This window comes from Streptomyces sp. NPDC041205, assembly GCF_055591765.1.
Genome location: NZ_JBVIZH010000003.1, coordinates 121406 through 133893, shown reverse-complemented (window position 1 = coordinate 133893; position 12488 = coordinate 121406). Strand labels below are relative to the sequence as shown.

Annotated in this window: 10 protein-coding genes; 5 read left to right on the top strand and 5 right to left on the bottom strand. The window is 73.2% G+C overall.

What is annotated here, in order from left to right; translation table 11 throughout:
* Positions 1-56 precede the first annotated feature (56 nt).
* The gene (locus tag ACZ6BG_RS14785) at positions 57-1214 is read left to right on the top strand and encodes an ROK family transcriptional regulator (protein WP_289956303.1); all 1158 of its coding nucleotides are present in this window, start codon (positions 57-59) and stop codon (positions 1212-1214) included.
* Between the two features lie 180 nt (positions 1215-1394).
* On the opposite strand, the gene ACZ6BG_RS14780 is transcribed toward ACZ6BG_RS14785, so the two are convergent.
* Positions 1395-2156: a GntR family transcriptional regulator gene (locus ACZ6BG_RS14780; protein WP_469000578.1), complete on the bottom strand. Its 762-nt coding sequence runs from the start codon at positions 2154-2156 to the stop codon at positions 1395-1397.
* A 290-nt stretch (positions 2157-2446) separates the two neighbouring features.
* On the bottom strand, positions 2447-3337 hold the full coding sequence (gene sigJ, locus ACZ6BG_RS14775; RefSeq protein ID WP_469000575.1) for an RNA polymerase sigma factor SigJ: 891 nt from the start codon (positions 3335-3337) through the stop codon (positions 2447-2449).
* Between the two features lie 183 nt (positions 3338-3520).
* On the opposite strand from sigJ, the gene ACZ6BG_RS14770 reads away from it, so the two are divergent.
* The 3 genes from ACZ6BG_RS14770 to ACZ6BG_RS14760 all read left to right on the top strand — a co-directional run bounded on the left by ACZ6BG_RS14770 (position 3521) and on the right by ACZ6BG_RS14760 (position 8029).
* Positions 3521-4378: an alpha/beta fold hydrolase gene (locus ACZ6BG_RS14770; RefSeq protein WP_469000573.1), complete on the top strand. Its 858-nt coding sequence runs from the start codon at positions 3521-3523 to the stop codon at positions 4376-4378.
* Between the two features lie 402 nt (positions 4379-4780).
* Positions 4781-6361 (top strand): alkaline phosphatase D family protein, encoded by a 1581-nt coding sequence (locus tag ACZ6BG_RS14765; RefSeq protein ID WP_469000571.1) that lies wholly within the window; start codon positions 4781-4783, stop codon positions 6359-6361.
* A gap of 183 nt (positions 6362-6544) precedes the next feature.
* Positions 6545-8029 carry a GNAT family N-acetyltransferase gene (locus ACZ6BG_RS14760; protein ID WP_469000568.1) on the top strand — a complete coding sequence of 495 codons (1485 nt, stop codon included), beginning with the start codon at positions 6545-6547 and terminating at the stop codon, positions 8027-8029.
* Between the two features lie 84 nt (positions 8030-8113).
* Here the strand turns inward: ACZ6BG_RS14760 and ACZ6BG_RS14755 are convergent, their stop codons facing one another.
* Both ACZ6BG_RS14755 and ACZ6BG_RS14750 read right to left on the bottom strand, forming a co-directional pair.
* The gene (locus tag ACZ6BG_RS14755) at positions 8114-9016 is read right to left on the bottom strand and encodes an NAD(P)-dependent oxidoreductase (protein WP_469000566.1); all 903 of its coding nucleotides are present in this window, start codon (positions 9014-9016) and stop codon (positions 8114-8116) included.
* A 117-nt stretch (positions 9017-9133) separates the two neighbouring features.
* Complete coding sequence (locus ACZ6BG_RS14750; RefSeq protein WP_469000564.1) at positions 9134-9718, bottom strand: TetR/AcrR family transcriptional regulator; 585 nt, start codon at positions 9716-9718, stop codon at positions 9134-9136.
* A 122-nt stretch (positions 9719-9840) separates the two neighbouring features.
* On the opposite strand from ACZ6BG_RS14750, the gene ACZ6BG_RS14745 reads away from it, so the two are divergent.
* A complete protein-coding gene (locus tag ACZ6BG_RS14745; protein ID WP_468482218.1) occupies positions 9841-11553 on the top strand; it encodes a DUF885 domain-containing protein in 1713 nt (570 codons plus the stop codon).
* 72 nt (positions 11554-11625) lie between these two features.
* Here ACZ6BG_RS14745 and ACZ6BG_RS14740 read toward each other — a convergent pair whose 3' ends face one another.
* Positions 11626-12471, bottom strand: coding sequence for an SDR family oxidoreductase (locus tag ACZ6BG_RS14740; protein WP_469000561.1), 846 nt, complete (start codon positions 12469-12471; stop codon positions 11626-11628).
* Between the last annotated feature and the right edge of the window lie 17 nt (positions 12472-12488).

Sequence of the window (12488 nt, the reverse complement as noted above, 5' to 3'; positions counted from 1 at the left end):
TCGGTGGCTTCCGAGTACTCTTCGCCCATCATGCGCATGGGATGGAAGGACGGACGTTGGGGCGGCTGACCGGCGGAGATCCTTCTCTGCTACGGCGGATCAACTCCGCGGTCGTGCTGCACGCGCTGCGTGCGGCGGATTTCGCGACACTCACCGAGATCACCCGGGTGACGGGGCTTTCCCGGCCCACCGTCGAGGGCGTGGTCGAAGGGCTCAGTGAGGCCGGGCTCGTCGTGGAGACGGACGCGGACGAGGGGGGCGCCCGGCGGCAGGGTCGACCGGCGCGGAAATTCCGGTTCCGGGCGGAGGCGGGACATCTGCTCGGTCTGGAGATCGGTCCGCACCGCGTCGCCGCCGTACTGTCCGACCTCGACGGCAAGATCCTCGGGACGGCGGCGAAGGACGTGTCCGAGACCGCGTCCGCCGACGAGCGCCTGGAGCGGGTGCGTGGCTCCGTCGCCGACCTGCTGCGCCGCGCGGGCGTCTCACGCGGCTCGCTGCGCGCCGTCGGCGTCGGGAGCCCGGGGATCGTGGAGGCCGATGGGTCGGTCCGGCTGAGCACGGCGCTGCCGGGCTGGACGGGCCTGCCGTTGGGCGAGCGGCTCCGGCGCTCCTTCAAGTGCCCGGTCCTGGTGGAGAACGACGCGAACGCGGCGGCGGTCGCCGAGCACTGGAAGGGCGCGGCGACGGAGTCGGACGACGTGGTGTTCGTCCTGGCCGGGCTGAGCCCCGGTGCTGGTTCGCTGATCGGCGGGCGGCTGCACCGGGGGTACGGCGGGGCGGCGGGCGAGATCGGCGCGCTGCATCTGCTGGGCCGCGAGGTGACGCCGGAGACGCTGCTCTCGACCACGGACGAGCCGCTGCACCCGCTGGACGAGCAGGCGGTCGCGGAGGTCTTCGCGCACGCACGCGAGGGCGACGAGCGGGCGCTGGCCGCGGTCGACCGCTTCATCCGCCGTCTGGTGCACGACGTGGCCGCGCTGGTCCTCGCGCTCGACCCGGAGCTGGTCGTGGTGGGTGGCTGGGCGGCGGGCCTGGACGGCGTCCTGGAGCCGCTCCACCAGGAGCTGGCCCGCTACTGCCTCAGGCCGCCCCGGGTGACGCTGTCGATGCTCGGCGAGGCTGCGGTGGCCACGGGCGCGCTGCGGCTCGCGCTGGACCACGTGGAGGAGGAACTGTTCGCGGTGGAGGGCACGGTGACCGCGCGGCAGTAGGGCACGGCGGCCGCCGTCAGGTGCCGCCGCCAGACGTCCGACAGCGCCGGAGGGCGTTCGAAGACGGGCTCTCGGACAGTCCCGGAACGGGCTCTCGGACAGTGTTCGAAGGCGGGGCCTTCCTCTCGACGGATCGAGAGGAAGGCCCCGCCTTCGAAGTGTCCGGTCGCTTCCTGGTGCTCAGGAAGCCCGCTGCTCCGGCCCGTGGTGGATCTCGACCGCGCCCTGGTCGCCGAAGGTGAGGCGGCAGGTGTCCGCGCGGTACGTCGCCATGGAGAGCGCCGCCGTGCGCCCGCCGACGAGGAAGCGCGTGGTGACGACCAGGACCGGGGCGCCGGGCAGGCGGTCCAAGGCCTTGGCGTCGTCCGCGCGGGCGGAGCCGAGCTCGACGGAGCGGTCCTGGCCCTCCAGGGCGAGGCGGCCGAGCTCGCGCAACACCGCACGCGCGCGTGCCGCGCCCGCGGGGGCGTCGATCGCGGAGAGGTCGGGGACCGATCCCGCCGGGACGTACAGCAGCTCGGCGGCCACGGGCTGGCCGTGGGAGACGCGGGTGCGGCGGACCGTGTGCACCGGCTCGTCCGGGTCGATGTCCAGGGCGCGGGCCACCTCGGCGGGCGCGGGCGCCAGCTCGCTGTCCGCGGGCTGCCAGGCGTCCCCGGCCGCGCCGGGCCAGGTGCCCTGGGCGGAGCCGACGGCCACGCCCATGCGGGGCGGGGCGACGGTCGTGCCGACACCGCGGCGGCGCTGCAGGCGTCCTTCCAGTTCGAGCTGTTCCAGTGCCTGGCGGAGCGTCGCGCGGGCGACGCCGAACCGGGCCGCGAGGTCGCGCTCGTTGGGCAGGATCTCGCCCACGGCGAACTCGGAGTCCAGTGCTTCGCTGAGCACGGTCTTGAGGTGCCAGTACTTCGGCTCCGGCACCGATTCCAGCTGCGTGGTCCCCACCCTGTCCTCCGCAATCGCCGTGCGCAGGCGGCTTTTTCGCGCCTTGTTTATTAAAGGTTCCTGCACTATCTCAGCGACGATAGAGCCGCGCTCACCCTTGGTCAAGACCAATCCTGAGTCCGTTACAGCCCGCAGTGAAGTGGTGCCACAGAGCATTCACGTGCTGTTCGCGCGTGGTCGACACCTGACGTGCGGGCGTGACGCAATCCGATACGTCCCCACCGGGCGCGCACACGGCACAGCCCCCGCCCGGTGCACGGGCGGGGGCTGATTCGCGCGGGTCGGGGGCGCTAGGCGCCGAGCCCCACGAGCTTGTCCGGATTCCGCACGATGTACACGCGCCGGATGTGTCCGTCGGAGATCTCCAGCTGGATGACGCTGTCGGGCTTGCCGTCGGCGACGAACAGGACGGACTGGACGCCGTTGATCTCCAGGTGGCGGATCTCGAACTCGGCGTGCTCCGCGAGGCCCTTGCGTGCCGCGCCCACGATGAAGCGGCCCACCTTGTCGGCGGACTCCACGACCCGCAGGGGCGCCCTGGCCTTGCCGCCGCTGTCGCCCACCAGGTCGACGTCGGGCGCGAGCACGGACATCAGCCCGTCCAGGTCGCCGTCCACTGCTGCGGCGAGGAAGCGCTCGGTGAGGTCGCGGCGCTCGGCCGGGTCGACCTCGAAGCGGGGGCGCCCCTCCTCCACGTGCTTGCGGGCGCGCCCGGCGAGCTGGCGCACGGCGGCCTCGCTGCGGTCGAGCGTCTCGGCGATCTCCGCGAACGGGAACCCGAAGGCCTCGCGCAGCACGAACACCGCGCGCTCCAGCGGCGACAGGGACTCAAGGACGACGAGCACGGCGAGCGACACGGAGTCGGCGAGCACGGCCTTCTCGGCCGTGTCGGGCACGGTCGGCCCGAAGTCGGTGACGAGCGGCTCGGGCAGCCAGGGCCCGACGTACGACTCGCGGCGCGACTGGGCGTGGCGCAGCCGGTCGATGGCGAGGCGGGTGGTGATCCGCACCAGGTAGGCGCGCGGTTCGCGCACGTCCTCGCGTTCGCCCGCGGACCAGCGCAGCCAGGCGTCCTGGACGACGTCCTCGGCGTCGGCCACCCGCCCGAGCATGCGGTAGGCGACGCCCATGAGGACAGGCCGGTGCTCTTCGAAGACGTCGGTCGCGATGTCGGTAGCCACGACACCATCCCAACCGACGGATCTGCTCATGTCCACCTCCGTCGGGCAAGCGGACGAGGATCACACCGGGCTCGGGGCGGGCCCGCCCCCGGACGCGGCCTCAAGTCGGCGACGTCGCACTCTTGAAGTCCTCGCTACTGGGCGGTAATTGTTGCTGACAAGGTGTCTAAGTCAGGAGCAGTCATGGCCGCACGGATGGCAGGGGCAGCAGAGGCCGCAGAGGTGTCGTTCACCGTCGAGTCGCCCCGCGGGCCGCGCTCGGTGACGGTCTCCTACCAGCGCTCGGGCACCGGGGCGCCGCTGCTCCTGCTGCACGGCATCGGCCACCACCGCCAGGCCTGGGACCCCGTCATCGGCGTTCTCGCGGCCGAGCGGGACGTGATCGCCGTGGACCTGCCCGGCTTCGGCGCCTCCCCGGCGCTGCCGGACGGACTCGCGTACGACCTCTCGACGGTGGTGCCGACGCTGCACGCCCTGTGCGGGGCCCTGGGCGTCGAACGGCCGCATGTGGCGGGCAACTCGCTGGGCGGGCTGCTCGCGCTCGAACTCGGCCGGGAGAAACTCGTACGGTCCGTCACCGCGCTGTCCCCCGCCGGGTTCTGGAGCGAGGCTGAGCGGCGGTACGCGTTCACGACGCTGCGCGCGATGCACGGGATCGCGCGCCGCATCCCCCTGCCGACGGTCGAGCGATTGTCCCGGAGCGCGGTCGGCCGGACCGCGCTCACCAGCACCATCTACGCCCACCCCGGCCACCGTTCCCCGGAGGCGGTGGTCGCGGAGACGCTGGCGCTGCGCAACGCCACCGGCTTCCACGAGACGCTGGCCGCGGGGCGGGACGTGCGCTTCCGTGACGACGTGCCGGAGCTGCCGGTCACCGTCGCCTGGGGCACCCGCGACCGGCTGCTGCTGCGCCGCCAGGGCCTCCGCGCCAAGCACGCCATCCCCGGGGCCCGGCTCGTCCGGCTGCCCGGATGCGGGCACGTCCCGATGCACGACGACCCGGCACGGGTGGCCCGCGTCATCCTCGACACCAGCCGCTGACGTCCACAGGCCGAGCGCGGGCCGTCGACCCCAGGAGACTCAGGGACTCCCGGAGTCGGCCCACGCGCGCGTGCTGAACACCGCGGAGGCCGCCGGGGCCAGGACAAGTCGCGGGATTCGACCCACGCGCGTGCTGAACACCGGGCGACGACCGTCCGGAACATCGTCGTCTCCGTAGATCTCCGTCTACGGAGAGCCGTCTCCACACAGCGGTCTACGTAGACGACGATGACGATCAGACCCTCCTCCGTGCGCCGGGGCTCGGCGCGAGTCGGTGTCCGGCGCGGCGGTTCCCTTGGCCCCATGGGCGGTTGTTCACTTGTGGTTCGCGTGGGCGCCGTGGCGCAGCAGTACACGTGGCACTGCACATCCGACCGATTCGCCGTCCCTGGAGGCGTCTTCATGTCACACCGTCCGTCGAGCCCGTCCCCGCGCCGCCGCAGCCTGCTGCGCGGTTCGCTCGTCGTGCCCGCGGCGCTCGCCGTGCCCGCGCTGTCCGGCGGGGCCCCGGCGCTCGCCCTGCGGGGCCGTCCGAGCGCCGACTGGGGAGTGCAGGCCGGTGACGTGGGCGCGCACTCGGGGCTCGTGTGGGTGCGCTCCGACCGGCCCGCCCGCATGATCGTGGAGACGTCCGCCACGGAGTCGTTCCGGCGGCCGACCCGCTGGCACGGCCCGCTGCTCGGCCCCCGCACCGACTTCACCGGCACCACGCGGCTGCGCGGGCTGCCCTCCGGTGAGCAGATCCACTACCGCGTGCTCCTGGCCGACCCCGACGACCCGCGCCGCACGGGGAAACCGGTGACCGGCACGTTCCGCACGACCTCGCTCAGACGCCGGGACGACGTGCGCTTCCTGTGGTCGGGGGACATCGCGGGCCAGGGCTGGGGCATCAACCCGGAGCTCGGCGGCTGGCGGGTGTACGAGGAGATGCGCGGCCGCAACCCCGACTTCTTCCTGTGCAGCGGCGACAACATCTACGCCGACGGCCCCATCCAGGCGACCGTCAAGCTGCCCGACGGCCGGGTGTGGAAGAACATCACCACGCCGGAGAAGTCGAAGGTCGCCGAGACCCTCGCGGAGTTCCGCGGCAACTTCCGGTACAACCTGCTCGACGAGCACCTGCGCCGGTTCAACGCCCAGGTGCCGTCCATCGTGCAGTGGGACGACCACGAGGTGCGCAACAACTGGTACCCGGGGCAGATCCTGGAGGACGCGCGCTACACGGAGAAGGACGTGGACGTCCTGGCGGGGCGTTCGCTGCGGGCGTTCAGCGAGTACTACCCGATCTCCACGCAGCGCCCCGGCGACCGCGACGGGCGGGTGTACCGGGTGCTCCGGCACGGCCCGCTCCTGGACGTGTTCGTGCTCGACATGCGCACGTACCGCAACGCCAACTCGCCGAACCGGCAGCCCGAGGACGCCACCGGCATCCTGGGCGCCGAACAGCTCGCCTGGCTGAAGCGGGAGCTGTCGCGCTCGCGCGCGGTGTGGAAGGTCATCGCGTCCGACATGCCGCTGGGCCTGGTGGTCGGGGACGGCCAGACGAACTTCGAGGCCGTCGCGCAGGGCGACCCGGGCGCGCCGCTCGGCCGTGAGCTGCAGATCGTCGAGCTGCTGCGGCACATCAAGCACCGCCGGATCACGGGCACGGTGTGGCTGACGGCCGACGTGCACTACACCTCGGCGCAGCACTACGACCCCTCGCGCGCCGCCTTCAAGGACTTCGCGCCGTTCTGGGAATTCGTGTCCGGGCCGCTCGCCGCGGGCGGTTTCCCGGCCGTGAAACTCGATGGAACCTTCGGCCCGGACCAGTCGTTCGTCAAGGCGCCGGACCGAGCCAACACATCGCCGGCGGAGACACCGCCCTACTACGGAGAGGTGGACATCGACGGCGATAGCGGCGAGTTGACGGTGCGACTGCGGCAGCAGGGCGGAGGCGTGCTCTTCACCAAGGTGCTGCAGCCGGGACGCGTGGGCCAGTGACGACCCGCGCGGGTGCGGACCGGCCGCGTCCGGTCCGCACCCGCGCGGACCGTTGCGGGCATACGGGGGACAGCAACGGACAACCGGGGTGAGCAAAGAGTAATGAAACGGACAGAACCGCTCTTAACCCATCAGTCACAAACCGTTCGTGATCACGCAACACCCTTCGGCCAGAGTGACTGCATGAGTGCTGACATGTCTGATGTGACGCGCAAGAGGCACGGCAGGCCGGTGCACCACTGGCGCCGGGATGTCGTCGAACTCGCCGCCCTGTTCACGGCCGTGGCCGTGGCGGACGCGGTGGCCAATCTCGTGGGGCACGGCCCGAACGGGCCCGAGCTGCTCCTCGTGTCGGCCGTGATCCTGGCGGCCACGGCCGGGTTCCACACATGGTGGGCACGGCGCCACACGCATGCGCCGCCAGGCGCGGAGAGCCCGGATACGGGCGCCCTGCCGCTCCCGGTCCAGGACGGAGCCGGGGCCACCACCGACACCACGACCGCCGGGGCGACGCCGACCACGTCCGCCCCGACCACACCGCATGCCGCCGACGCGACGGCCGACCCTCGGCCCGAGCCGACGACCCTGTGGCGCATGCGCACGACCGTGCGCGACGCCCCCGGCTCGCTCGCCGTGCTGTGCACGGCGCTGGCGCGGGACAGCGTCGACATCCTGAGCCTGCAGACCCACCCGCTGGCCGACGGCACGGTCGACGAGTTCCTGCTGCGGGCCCCGGCGGCACTGCCCGCGGCGGACCTCACGCGCACGGTCTCCCGCGCGGGGGGATCGAGCACCTGGATCGAGCGGGCCGACGCCCACGACCTGGTGGACGCGCCGACGCGGATCCTGGGCCTGGCCACGCGCACGGCCCTGGACGCGGCGGAACTGCCGCTCGCGCTGCGCCAGTTGCTGGGCCGGTGCACCATCCGCTCCCTGCCCGCGGGGCCGGGGCAGGCGGAGCGCGCACTGGAGGAAGCGGCGCCCGTCGAGGGCGTACTGGACGGGACCGTGCTGCGGCTGCGGGCCCCCGAAGGCGGAGTGATCACGGTCGAGCGCCCGTATCTCCCGTTCACCCCCACGGAGTTCGCCCGCGCGCGGGCGCTCGTGGAGCTGGACACCCGGCTCGGCCCGCGCATCCCGCGCGGCCAGGACGTGCTCACGCTCCCCGAGGGCAGCGACATCACGGTGAGCCGCGCCGACACGGGCGACCTCAAGGCCGCGAAGGACATGCACGAGCGCTGCTCGAAGCGCACCCTGGGCATGCGCTACCACGGCCCGGTCAACGACGCCGACCGCTATCTCAACCACCTCCTGAGCCCGCGCTTCGGCCGTACGCTCGCGGCGCGCACCGCGTCCGGCCGTGTCGTCGGCCTCGGCCATCTGCTGTGGGACGGCGACGAGACGGAGATCGCGCTGCTCGTCGAGGACGACTGGCAGCGTCGCGGCATCGGCGGCGAACTGCTCAGCCGTCTGGTCTCGATGGCGATCGAGGCGGGCTGCGAGAGCGTGTACGCGGTCACGCAGTCGTCCAACACCGGCATGGTCGCCGCGATGCGCGGTCTGAACCTCCCGCTGGACTTCCAGATCGAGGAGGGCACGCTGGTCATCACCGCCCGCCTCGACGCCACACCGGCCCGGTCGCAACTGCCGTACGACAGCCACCAGTAGCGTCCAGGACCGCCGACGCGGTCCAGCCGCGACGGAGGCCCGCGCCCTCGCGCGAGGGTGCGGGCCTCCGTCGCGCGGAGCCCGTCAGACCTCCGCGCCCGGGTTCCGCCCCGCGCCGGTCCGGGCCACGAGGTACGAGGCGGCCATGTCCTTGTCACCGTGCCCGGCGTCGGCCGCGCGCCGGAACCGGGCGAGCCCGGCGGCGCCGACATCGGCCGCCACCCCGGCCGACTCCGCCGCCGCCACGACGAGTTCCGCGTCCTTGACGGAGTTGCTCACGGAGAAGCTGGCCACGTAGTCGCCCGCGCGGATCGCGGCGGCCTTGGCCTGGAAGAACGGGCTGTCCAGGGGGCCGCCCGCGACCGCGTCGACGACGAGCGCCGGGTCCACGCCCAGCGCCTCGGCCAGGGCGAGGCTTTCGGCGGTGCCGTGCGTGAGGGCGAACACGAGGCTGTTCAGGGCGAGCTTGAGGCGGCTGGCCGCGCCGGGCTCGTCGGAGACCCAGACCGTGCGCGTGCCGATCGCGTCGAACACCAGGCGCGCGAGCTCCAGCGGCTCCCCGGCGGCCCGCGGCCCCGAGGCCAGGACCACCAACGCGCCGTTCTCCGCGGGCTGCTTGGTGCCCTGCACCGGCGCGTCGTACAGCACGAGCCCGTACGCGTCCGCGAGCCGCGCGAGCCCGTCGATCTCCTGCGCGCCGACCGTGCTCAGCTGCACCCACACCGCGCCCCGGGCCAGCGCGGGGGCGGCCGCGGCCAGCGTCTCGCGCACGGCGGGCCCGTCCTTGAGGACGGTCACCACGACGTCGGCGCCCGCGACCGCCTCGGCCGGGGTGCCGCACACCTCGACTCCCTCGTACACGGCGAGGGGCTCCGCCCTGGCGTGGGTCCTGTTCCAGACGCGCACCGCGAAGTGCGCCCGCAGATGGCGCGCCACGGGCGCGCCGATGATCCCGGCGCCGAGTACGGCGACCTTCTTCTGCGCCATGTGCGTCCTCCTCGAAGAGACTGTCATAATTGACTGATCGTTCTGTTATTGAGGCGTGAGAATCCGCCGCCCGGGACAAGACGCGCCGGGGCGGGCAGAGTCGGGTCCGGTGAACGCCTACGCCAGCAGCGCCAGCGCCTGTCGCGCCGCCGCCCGCACGCGGGCCTCGCCGCCGGAGACCTTGCCGACCACCCGCATGCCCTGGAGCAGCACGAGCAGCAAGCGGGCGAGGGCGTGCGGATCGCGGTCCTCGGGGATCTCCCCCTGAGCCCGCGCGCGGGTGAGCGCGGCGTGCAGCAGGGTCTCGATCTGCTCCCAGTTCAGCTCGACCCTGCGGTCGGCCGCGGGGTCGTGCGGGGCCAGTTCCGCCGCCGTGTTGGTGACGAAGCAGCCCGCGAGCCGGGTGTCCGGCGCGGACGACTCGGCCACGAAACGGTCCAGCAGGGCGCGGATGCCCGGCAGTGCGGGGCCGGGCCGGGAGAGCTCGTCGAGCAGCAGCGGGTCGTTCAGTTCCGTATAGCGGTCCATCGCCTTCAGATACAGCTCGTGCTTGTTGCCGAAGGTCGCGTAGATGCTGGCGCGGCCGATGCCCAGATGCTCGACGAGGTCCGCCATGGACGTCGCCTCGTAGCCACGGCTCCAGAACAGGTCGAGCGCGGCCCTGAGCGCGACGTCGGGGTCGAATTCCTTGGTCCTCGCCATACGGCGGACGCTAGCCCCAACTGGAACGGTCAGTCAACTAAAGGACGGATGATCGCCGCCGCACCTGGTGCGGCGCCCACGCGCCCGTGACGTGCGGCCCTGTCCCGTACCAGGATGTCCGCATGTCAGACACGAACATCACCCCCACGGCCGCGGGCTCAGGACCGCTGCCCCGCGAGGTCGCCGACACCTACGTCGACGAGCTCATCGCCCTTGACCCCGTCACCGGCACCTACCTCGGCGTCAAGGAGAGCAACAGCAAACTCCCCGACCTCTCCCCCGCGGGTCTTGACGCCCTCGCGGCGCTCGCGCGCACGACGCTGGCGCGGCTCGACGAGGCGGAGGCGCGCCCGGGCGCCGACACCGACGTGGAGCGGCGCTGCGCGCGGCTGCTGCGCGAGCGGCTCACGGCGGAGCTGGCCGTGCACGAGGCCGACGAGGGCCTGCGCGCCGTCGGCAATCTGCACACCGCGCCGCACGCGGTCCGCGAGATCTTCACGGTGACCCCGATGGACACGGACGAGGACTGGGCGGCGATCGCGGAGCGGCTGCGGGCGGTGCCCGGCGCGTACGAGGGCTACCGCGCCTCCCTCGAACTCGGCCTGGAGCGCAAGCTGTTCGCCGCGCCCCGGCCGACGGCGACGTTCATCGAGCAGCTGACGCAGTGGGCGGGGGCCGAGGGCGGGCCCGGCTGGTACGAGGAGTTCGCGGCGGACGGCCCGCAGGCGCTGCGGACCGAGCTCGACACGGCGGCGAAGGCGGCGACCGGCGCGGTGGTGGCGCTGCGCGACTGGATGCGGGACGTGTACGCGCCCGCGATCGAGGGCGCGCCGGAGGTCGTGGGCCGCGAGCGCTACGCCCGCCTCTCGCGCCACTTCAACGGCACGGACCTGGATCTGGACGAGGCGTACGCGTACGGCTGGGCCGAGTACCACCGGCTGCTCGGCGAGATGCGGACCGAGGCCGAGAAGATCCTGCCGGGCGCGGCCACGCCGTGGGTGGCCCTTGCGCACGTCGACGAGCACGGCGCGCACATCGACGGGGTCGACGAGGTCCGGCAGTGGCTGCAGGACCTCATGGACGAGGCGATCGAGGCGCTGGACGGCACCCACTTCGAACTCGCCGAGCGGGTGCGGAAGGTGGAGTCGCGGATCGCCCCGCCCGGCGGCGCCGCCGCCCCGTACTACACCGGACCCTCCGAGGACTTCTCGCGGCCCGGCCGGACCTGGCTGCCCACCATGGGCGAGACCCGCTTCCCCGTGTACGACCTGGTGTCCACCTGGTACCACGAGGGCGTGCCCGGCCACCATCTGCAGCTCGCGCAGTGGGCGCACGTCGCCGAGAACCTGTCCCGCTACCAGGCGACCGTGGGCATCGTCAGCGCCAACGCCGAGGGCTGGGCCCTGTACGCGGAGCGCCTGATGGACGAGTTGGGCTTCCTCACCGACCCCGAGCGGCGCCTCGGCTACCTGGACGCGCAGATGATGCGCGCCCTGCGGGTCATCGTCGACATCGGCATGCACCTGGAGCTGGAGATCCCCGCGGACTCCCCGTTCCACCCCGGCGAGCGCTGGACCCCCGATCTCGCCCAGGAGTTCTACGGGGCGCACTGCAGTCGGCCCGCGGACTTCGTCGAGAGCGAGATGACCCGCTATCTGACGATCCCCGGCCAGGCCATCGGCTACAAGCTCGGCGAGCGCGCCTGGCTGCTCGGCCGCGAGAACGCGCGGCGGCGGCACGGGGACGCGTTCGACGCGAAGGCGTGGCACATGGCGGCGCTGTCGCAGGGGTCGCTGGGGCTCGACGACCTGGTGGACGAGCTCTCGGCGCTGTGAGGCGGGCGGGGCGGGCGCCTTCACGGCTCCCCGCCCCGTCCCACCCCCTCAGCGCCGGCGTCTGGCCCGCCGTCAGCGCCGGAAGCCGCCCTCCGAGTCGATGACCTGCCCCGTGATCCACTCGGCCTCGTCCGTCGCGAGCCACGCGATGAGTCGGGCCGGGTCGTCGGGCATTCCCCAGCGGCCCGCGGGGAAGAGCGCGGCGATGTCGTCGTACGCCTCGCCCGTGAGGTAATCCGTGTCCACGGGGCCGGGGTTGACGGTGTTCACGGTGACGGCGAGGTCGGCGAGCGCGGTGGCGAGCGAGCGGGTCGCCGAGGCGAGGGCGCCCTTCTGCAGGCCGTACGCGATCTCGCCCGGCATGCCGCCCGCGATGTCCTGGCCGGACGTCATCATCATGACGCGGTCGCCGGGCGTGCGCGGCGCGAGACCGGCGCGCAGCCTCGCGAACGCCTGCACGAGCAGGATCACCGAGCGGGTGTCGACCGCCCAGTGCGCGTCGAGCATGGACGCGTCGATCTCGTCGAGGGTGCCGTCCCGGCCGCTGCGGGCGTGGTTGACGACGAGGACGTCCAGGCGCCCGCCGAGCGCGTCGGCCGCCCTGGCGACGAGTTCGGCGGGCGCGGCGGCGTCGGCGAGGTCGGCGGGGCCGTGACGGACGCGGGCGTCCGGGTCGGCCTGCGCCGCGCGCACGGAGGCGGCGACGTCATCCGGCCGGTCGGCGCCCCAGGGCATCTCGGCGTCGTGCGGCACGTGGTGGTGCAGATAGACGCTCGCCCCGTACGCGGCGAGTCGGCGGGCGACGGCGTGGCCGATGCCCCCGCGACGGCTCGCGCCGGTGACGAGGGCGGTGCGCCCCCGCAACGGCAGCGGGTCGCGGCGGAGTTCGACGGCGGTGGGCTGGGGAAGCTGGGGCATGGCAGATCAGGATGCGG